Origin of the sequence: Actinomadura sp. KC345, from assembly GCF_004348515.1 — a bacterium.
Lineage (GTDB): Bacteria > Actinomycetota > Actinomycetes > Streptosporangiales > Streptosporangiaceae > Spirillospora.
Genome location: NZ_SMKH01000004.1, coordinates 53,266 through 69,670, shown reverse-complemented (window position 1 = coordinate 69,670; position 16,405 = coordinate 53,266). Strand labels below are relative to the sequence as shown.

General features: G+C 71.8%; 14 protein-coding genes. 7 read left to right on the top strand and 7 right to left on the bottom strand.

Annotation, left to right across the window (positions count from 1 at the left end; translation table 11 throughout):
• The first annotated feature begins 213 nt into the window (after window positions 1-213).
• Window positions 214-1,290 carry a Rieske 2Fe-2S domain-containing protein gene (locus tag E1281_RS01470; RefSeq protein ID WP_131875267.1) on the top strand — a complete coding sequence of 359 codons (1,077 nt, stop codon included), beginning with the start codon at window positions 214-216 and terminating at the stop codon, window positions 1,288-1,290.
• 72 nt (window positions 1,291-1,362) lie between these two features.
• Here E1281_RS01470 and E1281_RS01465 read toward each other — a convergent pair whose 3' ends face one another.
• Both E1281_RS01465 and E1281_RS01460 read right to left on the bottom strand, forming a co-directional pair.
• A complete protein-coding gene (locus E1281_RS01465; RefSeq protein WP_131875266.1) occupies window positions 1,363-2,928 on the bottom strand; it encodes a long-chain-fatty-acid--CoA ligase in 1,566 nt (521 codons plus the stop codon).
• A gap of 151 nt (window positions 2,929-3,079) precedes the next feature.
• Complete coding sequence (locus E1281_RS01460; protein WP_165958745.1) at window positions 3,080-3,898, bottom strand: enoyl-CoA hydratase/isomerase family protein; 819 nt, start codon at window positions 3,896-3,898, stop codon at window positions 3,080-3,082.
• 233 nt (window positions 3,899-4,131) lie between these two features.
• Between E1281_RS01460 and E1281_RS01455 the strand changes: the two genes are divergently transcribed.
• The 4 genes from E1281_RS01455 to E1281_RS01440 all read left to right on the top strand — a co-directional run bounded on the left by E1281_RS01455 (window position 4,132) and on the right by E1281_RS01440 (window position 8,140).
• Window positions 4,132-5,301: an acyl-CoA dehydrogenase family protein gene (locus E1281_RS01455; protein ID WP_131875264.1), complete on the top strand. Its 1,170-nt coding sequence runs from the start codon at window positions 4,132-4,134 to the stop codon at window positions 5,299-5,301.
• Window positions 5,298-6,410 carry an acyl-CoA dehydrogenase family protein gene (locus E1281_RS01450; RefSeq protein ID WP_165958744.1) on the top strand — a complete coding sequence of 371 codons (1,113 nt, stop codon included), beginning with the start codon at window positions 5,298-5,300 and terminating at the stop codon, window positions 6,408-6,410. Before E1281_RS01455 ends, E1281_RS01450 begins: the two co-directional genes overlap by 4 nt.
• Before the next feature lie 7 nt (window positions 6,411-6,417).
• Complete coding sequence (locus tag E1281_RS01445; protein ID WP_131875262.1) at window positions 6,418-7,203, top strand: SDR family oxidoreductase; 786 nt, start codon at window positions 6,418-6,420, stop codon at window positions 7,201-7,203.
• Between the two features lie 124 nt (window positions 7,204-7,327).
• Complete coding sequence (locus tag E1281_RS01440; protein ID WP_131875261.1) at window positions 7,328-8,140, top strand: GntR family transcriptional regulator; 813 nt, start codon at window positions 7,328-7,330, stop codon at window positions 8,138-8,140.
• A gap of 83 nt (window positions 8,141-8,223) precedes the next feature.
• Here E1281_RS01440 and E1281_RS01435 read toward each other — a convergent pair whose 3' ends face one another.
• The 3 genes from E1281_RS01435 to E1281_RS01425 form a co-directional block, all read right to left on the bottom strand.
• Window positions 8,224-8,760, bottom strand: coding sequence for a hypothetical protein (locus tag E1281_RS01435; RefSeq protein WP_131875260.1), 537 nt, complete (start codon window positions 8,758-8,760; stop codon window positions 8,224-8,226).
• A 213-nt stretch (window positions 8,761-8,973) separates the two neighbouring features.
• Complete coding sequence (locus E1281_RS01430) at window positions 8,974-10,227, bottom strand: endonuclease/exonuclease/phosphatase family protein (protein WP_131875259.1); 1,254 nt, start codon at window positions 10,225-10,227, stop codon at window positions 8,974-8,976.
• Window positions 10,228-10,281: 54 nt separating this feature from the next.
• Complete coding sequence (locus tag E1281_RS01425; RefSeq protein WP_131875258.1) at window positions 10,282-11,376, bottom strand: esterase-like activity of phytase family protein; 1,095 nt, start codon at window positions 11,374-11,376, stop codon at window positions 10,282-10,284.
• 209 nt (window positions 11,377-11,585) lie between these two features.
• Here E1281_RS01425 and bla point away from each other — a divergent pair, with 209 nt between their 5' ends.
• The gene (gene bla / locus E1281_RS01420; RefSeq protein ID WP_243716455.1) at window positions 11,586-12,545 is read left to right on the top strand and encodes a class A beta-lactamase; all 960 of its coding nucleotides are present in this window, start codon (window positions 11,586-11,588) and stop codon (window positions 12,543-12,545) included.
• A gap of 187 nt (window positions 12,546-12,732) precedes the next feature.
• Window positions 12,733-13,758: a hypothetical protein gene (locus tag E1281_RS01415; RefSeq protein WP_131875257.1), complete on the top strand. Its 1,026-nt coding sequence runs from the start codon at window positions 12,733-12,735 to the stop codon at window positions 13,756-13,758.
• Between the two features lie 67 nt (window positions 13,759-13,825).
• Here the strand turns inward: E1281_RS01415 and E1281_RS01410 are convergent, their stop codons facing one another.
• Both E1281_RS01410 and E1281_RS01405 read right to left on the bottom strand, forming a co-directional pair.
• Complete coding sequence (locus E1281_RS01410; RefSeq protein WP_165958743.1) at window positions 13,826-15,262, bottom strand: aldehyde dehydrogenase family protein; 1,437 nt, start codon at window positions 15,260-15,262, stop codon at window positions 13,826-13,828.
• A complete protein-coding gene (locus E1281_RS01405) occupies window positions 15,259-16,335 on the bottom strand; it encodes a zinc-binding dehydrogenase (protein ID WP_207943035.1) in 1,077 nt (358 codons plus the stop codon). The genes E1281_RS01410 and E1281_RS01405 overlap by 4 nt, the downstream gene beginning before the upstream one ends.
• Between the last annotated feature and the right edge of the window lie 70 nt (window positions 16,336-16,405).

Here is a 16,405-nt window from a genome sequence, read left to right as displayed (position 1 = left end):
GTCGGGTACACGCCGTTCGACTTCGTGCGGGCCGGGAGGACCGGCTTCGGGCTGCTGGAGCACGTGGCCCGGGTGCCGGGCCCCGAACGGCCGGAACAGGCGCCCCGGCTGCCGGACCCCTGGGACTGAGGGCGACCCCGCTTGACTTGCCGCCCGCCGCTTGATTCACTTAACCAACCAGTTAGTTGGTATCGGTGTGATCGGAGCCCGTTGATGAAGGATTGGCCCTACGACGTCTTCCCGACCGGGTGGTACCAGATCGGGTACTCCGAGGAACTGGCGCCGGGCGACGTCCGCCCGGTGAAGTACTTCGACGAGGACCTGGTCCTCTTCCGCACCGAGGGCGGTGAGGTCTCGCTGCTCGACGCGTACTGCCCGCACCTGGGCGCCCACCTGGGCCACGGCGGCACGGTCCGCGGGGAGTGCATCGCCTGCCCGTTCCACGACTGGCGGTTCACCGCCGGCGGTGAGCTGCACGAGATCCCCTACGCGCCCGCGGCGACCCGCCGTGTCGGGCTCGACCGGTGGCAGACACGCGAGGTGCAGGGGATCATCCTGACCTGGTACGACGCGTTCGGCCGCGAGCCGTTCTGGGAGTGGCCGGGCATCCCGGAGTTCGGTGACCCGGTGAACAACTACCCGATCTACCCCTACGGCGCCGACCACGTCGGCATCCGCAGGATCGTCGTGCAGTCCCCGGTCGAGAACACCCCCGACTACTTCCACTTCCCCGTCGTGCACGGCGCCGGACAGCCCGGACGGCCGCTCCTGTGGAAGGAGGAGAAGCACTACCTGCACACCCGCATCGGCTACTGGTTCGGGTACGGGCGGCCCGCGACCTGGCTGACCCCGAATGGCCCGGTCGACGGCGAGACGGAGACGGAAGCCTGGGGGCTGGGCCTGTCCAACGCCCGCTTCCACATCGACGACATGGTCAACAACCAGCTGACCGCGACGACGCCCGTCGACAGGGAGCACTCCCAGATCTTCTGCACCGTCTCGGTGACCCGCGAGCCGGGCAGCGACTCCGACGAGCCGACGGGACGGGCGAAGAAGATGATCGAGTTCCAGAACGTCCAGATCCGCCGGGACTTCGCGATCTGGGAGAACCAGCGCTACGTGGAGCACCCCCCGTTCGCCGGCGGCGAGGACCTGTACTACGGGCGGTTCCGGCGGTGGTCGAAGCAGTTCTACTCCGACGCGCCGTACGTCGACGGCAAGACGATCGAGGGGGACGTCCGCAAGCCCGACTCGTTCGTCGTCCCCGAGTACGAGCACAACCTCACCTGACGGTGAGGCGCCCACGGAAGCGCGGCCCCGGGCTCCCCGTCCGGGGCCGCGCTCCACCGCAGGGGCCGCGTTTCATTGCCGCGTGGAGCGCTCCTTGGCCTGGTACTCCTCGCGCAGTTCGCGCTTGAGCACCTTGAGCGCCGCCGACATCGGCAGCGGTCCGGTGCGCAGCTCCACGGACTTGGGCACCTTGTAGCCGGCCAGCCGGCCGCGCGCGTGCCCGATCAGCTCCTCCTCGGTCACCTCGTGGCCGTCCCGCACGACGACCACGGCATGGACCGCCTCCCCCCACGCCTCCGACGGAACGCCGATCACGGCCACCTGCTGCACGGCGGGATGGACCGACAGGACGTTCTCGACCTCCGTCGAGTACACGTTCTCTCCGCCGGAGATGATCATGTCCTTGAGCCGGTCGGTGAGGAACAGGTAGCCGTCGTCGTCCAGATGGCCCATGTCGCCGGTGCGGTACCAGCCGTCCCGCAGCGCGCGGCCGGTCTCCTCCGGCCTCTCCCAGTAGCCGAGCATCGCGCTGCCGGAGCGGGCGACCACCTCTCCGACCCCGCCGCGCGGCACCGGGCGCCCCGACTCGGGGTCGTGCACCTCGACGCGCACGCCCGGGACGGCCCGCCCGGCGGACCGCGCGCGGTCCCCGCGGTGGTCCGCGGTGCGCAGGCACGTCAGGACGGCCGCCATCTCCGTCATCCCGTACACCTGGAAGAGCTCGCTGCCCGGGAAGGCCTCCAGCGCCCGCCGGATCAGCGCGTCGGGCATCGGGGACCCGCCGTAGGCGATGGCGCGCACGGTGCGGAACTTCTCGGGCGTGAAGTCCGGGTGGGCGAGCAGCATGGAGATCATCGTGGGGACGAGGCCGAGGAGGGTGACTTCGTGCTCCTCGACCGCGGCGATGGTGCTCGACGGGTCGAACGACTTCTGGATGAGGGCGACGTTCCCCGCCGCCGGGGTGCCCATGGTCCCCAGGCAGCCGGCGACGTGGAACATCGGAGTGTTGAGAAGGCACACGTCGTCGTGGCTGAAGTACCGGTACATGAAGTCCATGTGGTAGATCGTGGAGACCTGGGCCCTCTGCTGAAGGAGGACTCCCTTGGGCGTCCCGGTCGTGCCGCCCGTGTACATGAGCACGACGACGTCGTCCTCGTCCGGCTCGTCCGCCGCCGCCGGCGCGTGCGCGGAGACGAGGTTCTCGTAGCGCAGGTCGTGCGGGGCGTCGCCGTCGTCGAGCAGGACGACCTTCTCGATGCCGGTGGTCGCCCGGAGGCGGTCCGCCACCGGTGCGTGGTCGCTGTCCACGAAGATGACCCGCGTGCGCGAGTCCCGCAGGACGAACTCCAGCTCCGACGCGGCGAGCCGGGGGTTCAGGGGATTGATCACCCCGGCACCGAACAGCGCCGCGTGCCAGAGTTCGAAGTAGCGGTGGCTGTTGCCGGCGAGGACGGCGAAGCGGTCCTCCTTGGCGAGCGAGAGCTCGCGCCCGAAGGCCGCCTTGAGCCGCAGGACGCGTTCGAGGTGCTCGGCGTAGGTGGCCCGGTAGCCGCCGTCGTACGCCCCGATCACCGCGAGGCGGTCGGGCTGGCGCTCGACGACGGGGAGTAGGAGCCGGGGAAAGTTCGCTTCTTGCACGGTCGTTCCTCAGTGTCGGTGCCGGAGCCGGTGGCGCGCGGCCCCGGCGCTCGGGCGCGGTCCATGTCCTGATGAGTGCGGGTCCTGATGAGTGCGGGTCCTGGTGAGTGCGGGTCGTGGTGCGTGCGGGCGTCGTGCGGGCCGGAAGGCGTCAGCGGTCGGGGAAGCGGGGGACCGAACGGGAAGTGAAGGCGGCCTGCCCGATCTTCATGTCGGGCCGATGCCCGTGCTCCTGGAGGAGCCGTCCTTCCAGGTCGAGCCCGTCGCCGAGGGTGGCCCCGTCGAGCCCGGCGCGGACCGCCCGTTTCATGGACGTGACGGCCGCCGGGCTTCGGGAGGCGATCGTGCGGGCCATGTCCCGCACGTGATCGAGCAGCTCTTCCGGAGGGACGACGGCGTTCACCAGTCCGATGGCCAGGGCCTCCCGGGCGTCGACGAGCTCGCCACTGAAGAGGAGCCACGAGGCGTGCCGCCTGCCCGTGGTCCGGGGCAGCCGCTGGGTCGCTCCTCCGGAGGGGGCCAGGCCCCACTTCGCGTGGCCGTCGCCGATCCTCGCGTCGGCGGCCATGGCGACCATGTCGCACGCCAGCGTCAGTTCCAGGCCGCCGGCCACCGCGACACCGTGCACGGCCGCGATGGAGGGGACGGGCGACGATTCGAGCCGCTGGAGGACGCGCCGCCAGATCGCGGCGTGCTCCGCGAGTTCGTCCGCGGCGTCGAGCCGGGACGCGGCAGCCGCCAGGTCGGCGCCGGCGCAGAACGCGCGGCCCTCGCCGCGGACGACGAGTGCCCTGACCGAACGCCTCGCCTCGATGAGGCCGATGCCGTCCTCGATGGCCAGCAGCATCTCCTCGGTGATCGCGTTCAGGCTGCCGGGCCGGTTGAGGATCAGCTCCGCGACCGCGCCGTCGATGCTGACGACGGCCTGTGGTTCCGCGATCACCCGCCACCCCGCCTCCGTCGCTGCCACCGACCGTCCCTGTATATCCAACCAGTTGGTTGGTTGACAAGACTTTGCGTATGGCGGGCCCTCGCCTGTGACCGGGCGGTAGCTTATCGTGGTGTCCGCCGGGTGGCCAAGTCGCGGTCCAGGCGCGAAACCGGCCCTCACGTGCAGGTGGAGGCTGTGGGCCACAGGGACGTACAGGAACTTAACCGACCGATTGGTTGACTAAGGGGGAGGTGGGTCTTAGCCTCTCCTGCATGCGAGAAGTGGTGGGCCCCGAGCATCTGGACTTCCTGGCGGAGCTGCGCTCGTACCTGGACGGCCTCGACCCGGAGCTCGTCGAGGCGACCCGCGCGGAGAACATCGAGGACCCGATGCAGCCCCGGGAGAACGGCCGCCGGTTCCTGAAACGGCTGGCCGCCGACGGGTGGCTTGGCGTCTCCTGGCCGGTGGAGTACGGCGGCCGCGGGCTCGGGTGGATCGAGCAGTGGCTGTTCTGCGAGGAGCTGTACGACCGCCGCCTCCCCAACGGCCTGCTCACGCTCAACTCGATCGGCCCCACGATCGCGCTGATGGGCAACGAGAAGCAGAAGCGCGAGCTGCTCCCCCCGATCCTCGCAGCCGAGCGCGAGTTCGCGATCGGCTACAGCGAACCCGACGCGGGCAGCGACCTCGGGTCCCTGCGCACGCGGGCCGTGAAGGACGGCGACGAGTACGTCGTCAACGGCCAGAAGATCTGGACGACCGGGGCGTCGGTCGCCACCCACCTGTGGCTGGCCGCGCGCACCGGTGCGCAGGAGGACAGGCACCGGGGGATCACCCTGTTCATCGTCCCGATGGACGCGCCGGGCATCACGATCCAGCCGATCCTCACGCAGGGTGGGGAGCGCACCAACGCGGTGTTCCTCGACGACGTGCGCGTCCACGAGGACTGGCGGATCGGCGAGGAGAACGAGGGCTGGGCCGTCGTGGTCTCCGTGCTCAACTTCGAGCGGATGTTCTTCCACAACGAACCGCGCTGGGAGCTGCGCCAGCTCCGCGGCTGGGCCGAGGAGTGCGGCCTCCTGGACGGCGACACGCCCGAGGCCCACGCGCTGCAGGTGGCGATGGGCGAGCTCGCCGTCGACGTCGAGATCTGCCGCCTGTTCGCCCTGCGGGGGGCACGGATCCTCGCCGAGGGCCGCGTGCCGCAGGCCGAGGCGTCGGCCAACAAGATCTGGTGGGGCGAGCTCAGGCAGCGCATCTGCGACACCGGCCTCGACCTGATCGGCGAGGCCGGGACGATCGCGCACGGCTCCGAGCACGCCCCGGCGCACGGCCATCTCGAACACGGCCTCCAGTCGTCGCCCGTATGGCGGTTCGGCGGCGGCGCCAACGAGATCCAGCTCGACATCATCGCCACACAGAGCCTGGGGTTGCCGCGATGACCGACAGCATGCTCACCCAGGACGAGGCCGAACTGGCCTCGACCGCGCGCTCCTTCCTGTCCGGCTTCGCCGACAACTCCTACCTCAACGAACAGGAGGAGTCCGAGGACGGCTACGAGCAGACCCGGTGGAAGCAGATGACCGGCCTCGGGTGGACGGCGGTGAACCTTCCCGAAAGGGTTGGCGGCGGCGGCGGCCTCGCCGAGGCGGCGGTGGTGGCCCGGGAGACCGGCCGCGCGGCGTACGCCTCGCCGCTGCTGGCGACCATGCGGACCGGAACGCTCCTCGCCTCGCTGGGGACGGACGAGCGGGCCGACGGGCTGATGGCGCGCATCGCCGGGGGGAGTCCCGCGGCGGTGGTGGCGCCCGCGGACCGGACCGTCCGCGCGCGGGCGCGCGACGGGGGAGCGTTCCTGCTCTCCGGATCCGCCGCGGTCGTGGAGTGGCTCGCCGCGGCCGGGACCGCGGTCCTGCTGGTGCCCCGCGCCGACTCGGGCGGCTGGCTGCTCGCGACGCTGCCCCCGGAGGTCGCGGGCGAGCGGGGCGTCGCCGTCCCCAGCGTCGACAACGAGCGTGAGTCCCTGCTCGACCTGGACGGAGTCGAGCTGCCCGCCGGCGCGACGCTGCGGGACGACGTACCCGCCGCCGACGCGGAGTACGCGCTGGCACGGGCGAACCTGCTGCGGGCGAGCGTCATGGTCGGCGGGGCCGAGGAGGTGCTCGCGCAGAGTACGCGGTACGCCAAGACGCGGCACCAGTTCGGTCAGCCGATCGGCGCTTTCCAGGCGGTCCGCCACCACCTGGCCCGCATGGCCATCGCCGTGGACGGCGCCCGGCTGCTGACCGACGAGGCGCTGACGCGGGCGGAGCCCGGAGCCCACGAGACCGCGATCGCCGGCGCGGCGCTCTTCGCCGCGGGCCGGTCGTACGTCGAAACAGTGCTCACCGGAGCGCAGGTGCACGGGGGAGTGGGGACGACCGTGGAGCACATCCTCCACCACCACTTCCGCCGCGCGAAGTCGATGCAGCTCCGCTGCGGGAAGCGCGCGAACAGGCTGCGCGAACTCCACGGGGCGCTCGTGGTGCGCCGCGAAGGCGGCCTGTGGTGAGGCGGCCATGACGGGCACGGAACGGGTCGCCGTCGTCACCGGCGCCAGCCGCGGACTGGGCCGCGCGATCTGCCTGCACCTCGCGTCCCAGGGCACCGCGATCGTCGCTCTGGCGCGCACCGGAGCGGACGTCCGTGAGACGGCGGAGCTGGCCGCGGCGGAAGGCGTCCGCGCCGTCGGCCTGGTCGTCGACGTCACCTCGTCCGACCAGGTCGACCGCGCGCGAGCCGAGGTCCAGGCACGGTTCGGGCACGTGGACATCGTGGTCAACAACGCCGGTGTGCTCCTCTACAAGCCGTTCGTGCCGCTCCCGGGCGTCACCGGACCCCCGGGCTTCGACGAGCCGGTGAGTGACGACGAGTGGGCCGGCGTCCTCGACGTCCACCTCACCGGGGCCGTGCGGGTGCTCCGCGCCTTCGCGCCCGGCATGATCGAGCGCCGGTACGGGCGCGTGGTGAACGTCGTCTCGAACGTCGTGCGCCGTACCGTCCCCTTCACCTCGGCGTACGACACCGCGAAGGGCGGGCTCGTGCAGCTCACGCGGTCCCTGGCGCGCGAGTGGGGACGGTACGGCGTGACGGTGAACGCCGTCGCCGCGGGCCACTTCCCGACCGAGATGAGCCGGGCGCAGTTCGAGAACGAGGAGAGCGTCAGAAGGATGCTGCGCCGCGTTCCGGCGGGCCGCGCCGGCGAGACCGGGGAACTCGCCTCGCTCGTGGCGTACCTCAGCGGCGAGGAGGCCGGCTTCATCACCGGTGAGACGATCGCCATCGACGGCGGCGAGACACTCTGAACCGTCCGCCATCGGGCGATGGCCGCCCCCGGCGCCGCGCTCCGTCGCCCGTTTGCCTACCGTCGGTAAATGATTACAATCTTATATTGCAAGAATCGGATGGTCGCAGGCGAAAGGCAGCGTAGTGGCACCGCAACGCGAAGTCCCACGCATCAGCGGCGGCCCGCCCCCGCTGGCGAGCCTCAGCGTCGCCGAGGCCGTCGCGGCGCAGTTGCGCGCGCGCATCCTCGACGGGGACCTCGCCGACGGCTCCGAACTCCCGACCGAGGGGGTGCTGCTCGAAGAGTTCCAGGTCAGCAGGCCCAGCCTCCGCGAGGCGTTCCGGATCCTCGAGACGGAAGGACTGGTGAGGGTCCGGCGGGGGAAGCGCGGCGGCATGGTCGTGCTGCATCCGACGCACGACTCCGCCGCCTACCACGTGGGTCTCCTCCTGCACTCCCGCAAGATCCCGTTGGCGGACCTCGCCGCGGCGCGCAACCTGCTCGAACCGCTCTGCGCCGAAGAGGCGGCGCGGCGCCGCAGCCATGTGTCGATCGGCAGGAAGCTCGCGTCGCTGTGCACCCCCGACGAGGACCAGTTGGAGGACGGCGTCGCCTTCACCGCCCTGGCGATCAGGTTCCACGAGGAGCTCGTGGTCGCCGCGGGCAACAGCACCCTCGACGTGCTCGCCGGGATCCTGGAGAGCATCTGGAGCACGCAGGAGATCACCTGGGCGCGGTCGGCGGTGGACGAGGGCGACTACCCCTCGCTCAAGCTCCGCCGCGAGGTGGTCAACGCCCATCTGCGCATCAGCCGGGCGATCGAGAACGGCGACCATGTCGAGGCGGTACGGCTCACCCGTGGCCATCTCCGGGCGGCCACCCCGTTCGTCGTCTCCAGGGGCGGCCAGGTGCGCGCCATCGACCAGGGAGGACGCCGCGGAAAGCCCCGCGCCTGAACACACCCGCTCACACCACCCAGGAGCCGACCGGCGCCCCGACGAGGCTGTCGGTTGCTTCGGTCTGTGCCGCGCGACGCCGCTCAGCTCCTGCAGGTCTGAATGGATGCCCAGGTGTTCCAGTTCACCTTTGTTCGCCGACCGCTCCAGAACTCGGCATACTCGCCGTTCAACCCGCCCAGTCCGACCTTGAGCGATCCGTGGTTGCGGGCCAGTGTGGTGCGCTCGAAGAAGCGGAGGAAGAACGTGTCGCATCCGAAGACGCGGAAGACGACGATGCGTTCCGGGGAGTACTGGATGGAGCAGAAGGCGTCACCGCAGTGGTTGCTGCGGCTGACCACCCACTCGGCATCGGCCAAGCCTTTCGCGTTTCTTCCGAACCAGCGGAGGCCGCACCTTCCGTCGTCGCGGGGCCAGATTTCGAAATGGGAACTGCCGCCCCAGACGAAGGAGCAGACCCCGCCGCTGCCGCCGTCCCGCCAACCACTGTCGGCGTGGGCGTTCACCGGGGCGACCGCGATGCCGCCCAGTGCTAATGCGCATACCGCGATCAATCTCACTAAGATCGACCGCCGAGGCCTTGTCGTCGTCGCCGTTCCCGTCGCTCGTTGATCGTGCATTCAGAGCCTCCTTGCGATCCGGAACGGTCGCTCGCCGAAGGACGCCTATGAACCGACCGGAGCGCCGTCCGTCCATTGCGCGAACGGTAACAACCATGTGCTTCATAACCGCTTCACCAGCGCTCACGTCGCGGCATCGGCAGGTGCCCCGGCCGAGAACCGCCGTCGTAGCGTCGTGTGGTCCCGCCTTCACGGCTGGTGCTGCGCGTTCGGTCAGGTGCGGACGTCCAGCCAGACCAGGCGGTGGTCGGAGCCGGGGAACGGGTATGTCCCGGTCAGCCGGGACAGCGGGTCCGACGCCACCGGCCAGAACACACCGCTTTCGGACGTGCGGAGGCCGCGGGACGGCAGGACGTAGTCGGCCCGCAGGTTGCCCGGGGCGCTGTCGGCGAAGTCGGCCGTGTCGTGGCGGGGATCGCCCTCGTGGTCGAGGTTCGCGCCGCCCTGTTTCTCGGCGGCCTCGACGGCGCCACCGCTGGACGGAGCGGGGGACGCGTCGACGCGGGGGTTGTCGAGGAGCCGGCGCACCGCGCCGTCGTGGCTGTCTCCGTCATGCGGGTCGGCGTTCAGGTCGCCGGCGATGACGAACCTCGCACCCGGCCGCAGGCCGCCGCGGCGGCCATCGTCGTCCTGGATGTAGCGGCCCTGCCGCGGACGGACGTAGTCGGCCCAGAACCGGATCTCGTCGTGGTTGCGGCGCCCGTTGCGGTCCTCGGCTCCGTCGAAGGTCGGCGGCGTGGGGTGGCTGACGAGGAAGTGCACGGTGCGGCGCCCGACCTTGACGGGCACGTCCCAGTGGCTCTTGGACGACAGCCGGACGGACTCCAGTTCCTCGTCGCTGTACCAGTCGGACGGGGCCGGAGTGGACGGGTCGTCCGGCAGCGCGGCGTCCGGCATGTCCTTCCACAGGAACTTCTGGAACGTGCGGATCCGCCGGTGGTCGATCGGGTGGCGGGAGTAGACGACCATGCCGTACTGGCCGGGGAACACGCCGTAGCCGTACGCGTCCTGGCCGTAGGCGTCCGAGCCGGGTGTGGTGACCGCCCGGCCGTCGTTGTCGAGGTCGAGGCCGGAGGCGACGCCGGTGTTGCTGGGGGCGGTGTAGCGGTACCGGTACGTGATCGGCTTCGCGCCGTTGTGCCCGACCGACAGGTAGTTGTCCTGGAAGAGCCGGGCGGCCCTGCCCCGGCGGTCATAGTCGAACTCGTTGACGAGCAGGACGTCCGGACGGGCGCGCTGGATGATTTCCGCGACCGTACGGGCCTGCGCGTCGTTCCGGGTGGACAGGTCCGCGACGAGTTCGCCCTCCGTCCCCCGGTTCAGCGACGCGTTGAACGTGGCGAACCGGACGTCGGGCGAATGCCCGGGACGTCCGCCATGCGCGGACGCGGCGGTCGCGGGCAGGGCCACGCCCGCCGCGACGGTCGCCGCCGCGGCGACCGTCATCGTTGCGCCGGCACGGATCATGAGCACTCCTTCGGGTGTCTCCGGGCGGCACCCGGAACGGGTATGGCCAGGCGGTCAGGCCGGGACGCGCACGGCCAGCGCGTAGAGGCGGGTGATCTGCGTGGCGCCTGCGTTGTCGTCCGAGACCAGGTACAGGACGTGACGTCCGTGTGAGGTGCGGCCGCCGAGCGCCATGCCCTCGATGTTGTCGAGCAGCGGGTTGGGCTGCGGCTGCTTGGCGGTGGCGCCGGAGGGCGGGCAGTCCACCAGGTCGACGAGCAGCCTCTTGCCGAGGACGGCGGTCGCGCCGGCGGGGAGCGAGGCGACGTCCGAGACGTCGGCCGCGCGGCGCGTGGAGGTCTCGTAGACGCGCACGGTGTTGCCGACCCCCGACGTCCATCCGCGTTCGAGGGCGAGCAGGCCGCCGTCCCGCAGTGCGACGAGTTCGACCAGGCCGAGGCCGGGGTCGGTCGCGTAGGCGTACTGGGCGGCCGGGCGGTAGCCGCGGCCGGAGCGTCCGTCGTAGCGCAGGATGCGGGTGATGCCGGCGGCGTCGCTGGACAGCGAGTCCTCCATCCCGGCGTAAAGGGTGCGCCCATCGCCGGTGGCGGTCAGCGCCTCGAAGGTCTGGTTGCCGGCGGCCTCGCCCGCCGGGGCGACGCGGAACCGCCCGGGGACGGGCAGCTCGGCGCGCTGGCGGCCGTCCCGGACACCGAAGCGGCGGATGGACGGCTCGGTCTCGGAGGCGACGAGCACGGTCCGTCCGCCGCGCTCGGCGACCAGTCCTTCGCCGTCCAGGTCCGCGCCGGTGTAGGGGGTGCCGTCGGGACGCCTGAGGGTGGTCACGTCGCGCGTCGCGGCGTGCGGCCCGCGGCCGGGACGGAGCCGCACCGAGAGGCCGTACATCCGGGCCGGGCTGGTGCCGATGTTGTCGACCAGCGTGACGGCGCGGCCGGGCCGGGTGACGGCGAGGGCGGAGAGCCCGGAGACCGCCGTCCCGTTGAACCGGGTCTTGTCCAGCGCGTCGGAGAAGCCCAGCAGGGACGCCGACGGCGAGCACGCCGCGAGCCCGTGACGCACCGGCGCCGCGGCGGAAACGGCGGGGACGGCGCCGACCGCGCCGCCGAGCGTCAGCCCGGACGCGAGGATGAGCAACCTACGTGACCACATGTCTCGGCCTTCCGGGAGATCGCACCGTCCCGCGAGCGTACGGAAAGGCGGACCGCAGCGCACGAGGAGGATCGAAGCTTTCGCCGAACACCAGGTGAACGGCTGCACTCGCTGGAGTCGTGCGCGATCATCGATATGCATATCGATATGGCCGAATTTCCGATATCGGTATTGGACATCTCCCGATGGTTTCTGATCTTCTCTTCGGCATGACACGACTGCGACTGGGGGTCGCGGCATTGACCGCTTCCGCGATGCTGGGCGGCATCGCCTATGTGACGGGTGCAGGCGCCGATGAGAGGAGCATCTCCGGTGTCGTCGTCCGGACGGGGAGCGGCGTCCCCGCCGACGCCGGCCTGAACCGGACGCTGCAGGAACTCGAGAAGTCCTACGACGGGCGCATCGGCGCGATGGGCATCGACCTGGGGACCGGTCGGAAGGTCGGCTACCGGGCCGGCGAGCGCTTCCCCTTCAACTCCATGTTCAAGGTGTTCGCGTGCGCGGCAGTCCTGGGCAAGGCGCGCACCCACGAGCCAGGGCTGATGGACAAGGTGCTCCGCTGGAAGCCCGCCGACATGGCTGGATTGACCGAGAACTCCCCAGAGACCACCGAATACACCGACACCGGCATGACACCCGCGCAACTGTGCCGTGCCGGGATCACGAAATCCGACGGCTTCGCGGGTAACACGCTGCTGAAGCAGATCGGCGGACCGCGCGGGCTGACCGAGTTCTTCCGCGCCACCGGTGACCGGACGAGCCGCCTGGACCGGCCGGAGCCCTGGCTGACCGAGTGGGAGCCCGGTGAAGTGCGCGACACCACCACCCCCGCGGCGGCCGCACGAACCTTCACCGAGCTCACCACCGGCGAGACCCTCCACCACCGCGACCGGACGCGGCTGGTCGGCTGGCTGAAGGCCAGCCTCACCGGCGCCACCCGGATCCGGGCGGGCCTGCCCAAGGACTGGACGGTCGGCGACAAGACCGGCACTGGCGGCGCCGGCAACCACGGCACCGCCAACGACGTGGCGATCGTCTGGGTACCCGGATCGAAGGCGCCGATGATCCTTTCGGTGTTCACCAACCGCAACGCCGACGACACCGCCCACGACGACAAGGTGATCGCCTCCACCGCGACCGCGCTGGCCAAGGCCCTCGGGAGGTGGTGACCGGCCGCCGGACCCGGGGTGGGCCCGCGGCGCTCCGGCGCCCCTGCCGCCTTGAGCCCACGCCATGCCGGACGCAACGAGTTACGGAATGATCGAGTCCGCTGAGCGTGCCGGCGGTCGTCGGGCAGCGGCGGACCGGTGCGAGCGGGCTCCGGACGGAAACCCTGGCGTCGACGGTGAGGAGTGGTTGACGGTGGTTGTCCATGCCTGGCGCGAGGACGAGCTGACCCTCGCGGCGGCCGATCTCGCCCGTAGTCCGGCGGACGGGACGCGCCTCATCGCGCAGGCGACCTTCCCCAGGCGGTACGAGCACAGAAACCACGACCGGCGCGGGCAGTTCGACGTCGCTCCCGACCTGGGTACCGCCGCCTACCACGTCCGTGGTGGCCTCATCTGCTGCATCGACACCTCGGGCGCGGTGGTGTGGGAACGTGATCTCCATCCTGCGGACGCCCCGGCGGGCATCATCTTCATGACCGTCGCCTATGACGACGCCGGCCACGTGTGGGCCCTACGGGCCTTCCGGCGGCGGGCGCACGAGGACCACCCCAGCGTGGACGAGTGGTGCGTCCTCGACGCGGCGACGGGCGCCGTCCTGGCGCGTGCTCCGGTGGAGGTCGTCGGCGCCGGGCGCACACTGGCGCATCCGGACGGGAGTGTGCTGCAGACCGCCGGGGAGGTGCATCGCGGTACTTCCGGGCATCACGGACGGATGGCCGCCGGTCGGCTGACCGTCGAGGAACTCGACGGTCCCTGGGAAGGCCGCACCCTATGCGATTTGTCGCCCAGCGGCGCGGCCATGGTCAGCACGGGGGAGGCGAACGGCCACCAGGACGTCCGGGTGCATCGATACCCGGACGGTGAGGTCCTCTCGGTCTTCACCGTCGAAGACCTCGTCCGGGACGTCGGCGAGCCGGACGAACCCTACATCTCGACGGACGGGGACCCCGGCGGTGCCGGATTCATCGACGATGACCGCCTGGTGGTCACGATCGAAAGGGGCGATGACGACGTCGAGCACCCCCATGAGGTGGACTGGGAGGTCCACGTCGTCGTCGACCTGCGGACCGGCGGATCCGCGGTGCTCCCGCCGGAACTCGGCGGCGACAGCACGTCGATAGAACCGTTCGGCGACGGCACCTACCTCACGCACGGCGTGTTCGAGGAAGCCCGCCACCGATTGCCGGACGGATTCGCCGCAGGACGCACCTGACGGACCGGGGCCGACGACGGCGGGAGCCCCGGCCCGCCGGGCCTGACGACGCCCGACCGGTGGGGCGTCAGCCGGTCGGATGCACCGTCGCGCGGAGTTCGGTGTACGAGTCGAGGGCGTAGGCGCCGCCGCTGCGCCCGATGCCGCTGGCCTTGGTGCCGCCGAAGGGGAGGTCCGCCCGCCGGGCGCAGGTGTTGATGCCGACCTGCGCGGAGGCCAGCCGGGCCGCGACGCCGCGCGCCGCGTCGAGGTCGCGCGAGTAGACCTGGTCGGTCAGGCCGTAGCGCGTCGCGTTGGCGATGGCGACCGCCTCGTCGTCCGAGGACGCCGGAGTTACGCAGACGACCGGGCCGAACGCCTCCTCCTGCATGACCGTCGCCTCCGGGCCGACGTCCGTCACCAGGGTGGCGGGGTGGAAGTAGCCGTGATGCGGGACGTCCGCCGCGGTGTGGACCGTCCCCCCTTCGGCGCGGGCGCCGTCCACCAGCGCGGCGACGCGGTCCCGCTGGACCTCGCTGATCAGCGGGACGGTGGTCGTCGCGGGGTCCCGCGGGTCGCCGTGCACGAGGCCGTCCAGGGCGGTGCGAAGCCGCACGACGAGCTCGTCGTGCACCGAGGCGTCGGCGATGACGCGGGCGGGCGTCACGCAGATCTGCCCGGAGTGGACCGTCCACGCGCGGGTCGCACCGGCCACGACGGCGTCGAGGTCCGCGTCCGCCCGGACGACGAGCGCGCCCTTGCCGCCGAGTTCGAGGAGGAGCCGCTTCATGCCGGGCGCCGCCGACCGGTAGATCTCGGTGCCGACCAGCGTGCTGCCGGTGAAGCTGATCGCGCCGACCTCGGGGTGGTCGACCAGCGCGGCGCCGGGCGCGGCGCCCGCGCCCGTCACCAGGTTCACCGCCCCCGCCGGTGCGCCTTCCGCCCGCAGGGCCTCGTTGAGCGCCTCGGCGAGCGCGATGACGAGCAGCGGGTCCTGCGGGGCCGGCTTCATCACCACGGTGTTGCCGGCGAACAGGGCGGGCGCGACCTTCGCGACCATGGCGAGCAGCGGGAAGTTGTAGGGGCTGATGCAGCCGACCACGCCGACCGGCGCGCGGGTGACCGTTCCCGCGAGGCCGGCCGCCACGGGCTCCGCCGGGACGGTGAGCAGACCGGCGGACAGGGTGGACCAGTGCCGGAGCCGGGCCAGCGCCGCGCCGACCTGGGTCGCCTCGGCGACGGCCCGGCGGGCGCCCGTGTCGGCGATGGCCAGGTCGACCAGCTCGTCGCGCCGGTCTTCGAGCAGCTCCCCGGCGTGGCCGATCACCCGGCGGCGTGTCTCGACCGGGGTCGCCGCCCAGGCGTCGCGCGCCTCGGCGGCGGCGGCCGCGGCCGCGTCGGCCGCGGAGCGGCCGCCGTCGGCGACCGCGGCGATGACCCGCTCGGTGTAGGGGTCGGTGACGTCGTACGTCGTCGAACCGCTCAGCGGGTCACCGGCGATCAGGTGATGGGTGGTCGCGGTCACGAGGTGCTCCCGAATCGGAGGAAGCCGCGGTCGATGCGGCCGTTGCGGAGGTCGTCGACGAGCCGTGCGGCGCCCTCCATGGGCACGACCGCAGACACGAGCGGGGTCAGGTCGAGTTCGCCGCGGAGGACGCGTTCGGCGAGGTCGGGAAGCTTGCGGTGCGGGTCGACCGAGCCCATGCGGCAGCCGAGCAGGGACTTGTCGTGGAACAGGTCGCGCACTTCGAGGTCGAGGGTGCCGCCGGTCGGCGGCAGCCCGACCACGACGACCCGTCCGCCGCCGGCCAGTGACTTGACGGCCGCGTTGAGGACGCCGGTGTGGCCGGTGCACTCGAACGCGGCGTCCACGCCGCCGGGCGCCAGGTCGCGCACGGCCGGGGCGATCTCGGACGGGTCGCCCGAGACGATGAAGTCGGACGCCCCGCACGTACGGGCGATCCGTTCCTTCGCCGGGTTGCGGTCGACGACCACGATGCGCTCCGCGCCCGCCGACCGGGCGGCGAGGACCGCGTTCAGGCCGATCCCGCCGGCCCCGGTCACGAGCACGGACTCGCCGGGCCGGAGCCGGGCGCGGTCCTCCACGGCGCCGAACGCGGTGACCGTGGCGCACCCGAGCATGGCGGCGACCGGGTCGGAGATCTCCGCGGGCATCGCGATGACCTGCTCCCGGGCCACCACGACCCGCTCGGCGAAGGCGCCGAGCTTGACGAACTGGTGCACGACGGCGCCGCCGCGGGAGAACGGACTGGCGACGGGACGGGCGGAGGCGGGGCACAGGGTCGGCCGGCCCTCGCGGCAGTGCCGGCACTCGCCGCACCGGCGCAGAACGGTGAGCACGACCCGCTGCCCCACGGGCACGCCCGCGCCGGGGCCCGCCGCGGCGACCGTGCCGACGGCCTCGTGGCCGAGGATGGCGGGCGTGGGCTGGGGGATGCGGCCCTCCATCGGGCTGAGGTCGCTGTGGCACAGGCCGGCCATGGCGATGTCGACGGCGACCTCGCCCGGACCGGGCGGGCGGACCTCGACGGTCGGGTCGACCTGGAGACCGTCCCCGTCCCAGACCAGTGCGCGCACGTGCACCTTCCTCATCGTCGTTCTATTCAGTCGAATCGGCATCTACTGAATGAAATCTATCGTCGCGTGA

Coding starts and splice junctions, on each gene's coding strand:
- E1281_RS01470 (WP_131875267.1), top strand. CDS start 214: ATGAAGGATTGGCCCTACGACGTCTTCCCGACCGGGTGGTACCAGATC.
- E1281_RS01455 (WP_131875264.1), top strand. CDS start 4,132: ATGCGAGAAGTGGTGGGCCCCGAGCATCTGGACTTCCTGGCGGAGCTG.
- E1281_RS01450 (WP_165958744.1), top strand. CDS start 5,298: ATGACCGACAGCATGCTCACCCAGGACGAGGCCGAACTGGCCTCGACC.
- E1281_RS01445 (WP_131875262.1), top strand. CDS start 6,418: ATGACGGGCACGGAACGGGTCGCCGTCGTCACCGGCGCCAGCCGCGGA.
- E1281_RS01435 (WP_131875260.1), bottom strand. CDS start 8,760: ATGCACGATCAACGAGCGACGGGAACGGCGACGACGACAAGGCCTCGG.
- E1281_RS01430 (WP_131875259.1), bottom strand. CDS start 10,227: ATGATCCGTGCCGGCGCAACGATGACGGTCGCCGCGGCGGCGACCGTC.
- E1281_RS01425 (WP_131875258.1), bottom strand. CDS start 11,376: ATGTGGTCACGTAGGTTGCTCATCCTCGCGTCCGGGCTGACGCTCGGC.
- bla (WP_243716455.1), top strand. CDS start 11,586: ATGACACGACTGCGACTGGGGGTCGCGGCATTGACCGCTTCCGCGATG.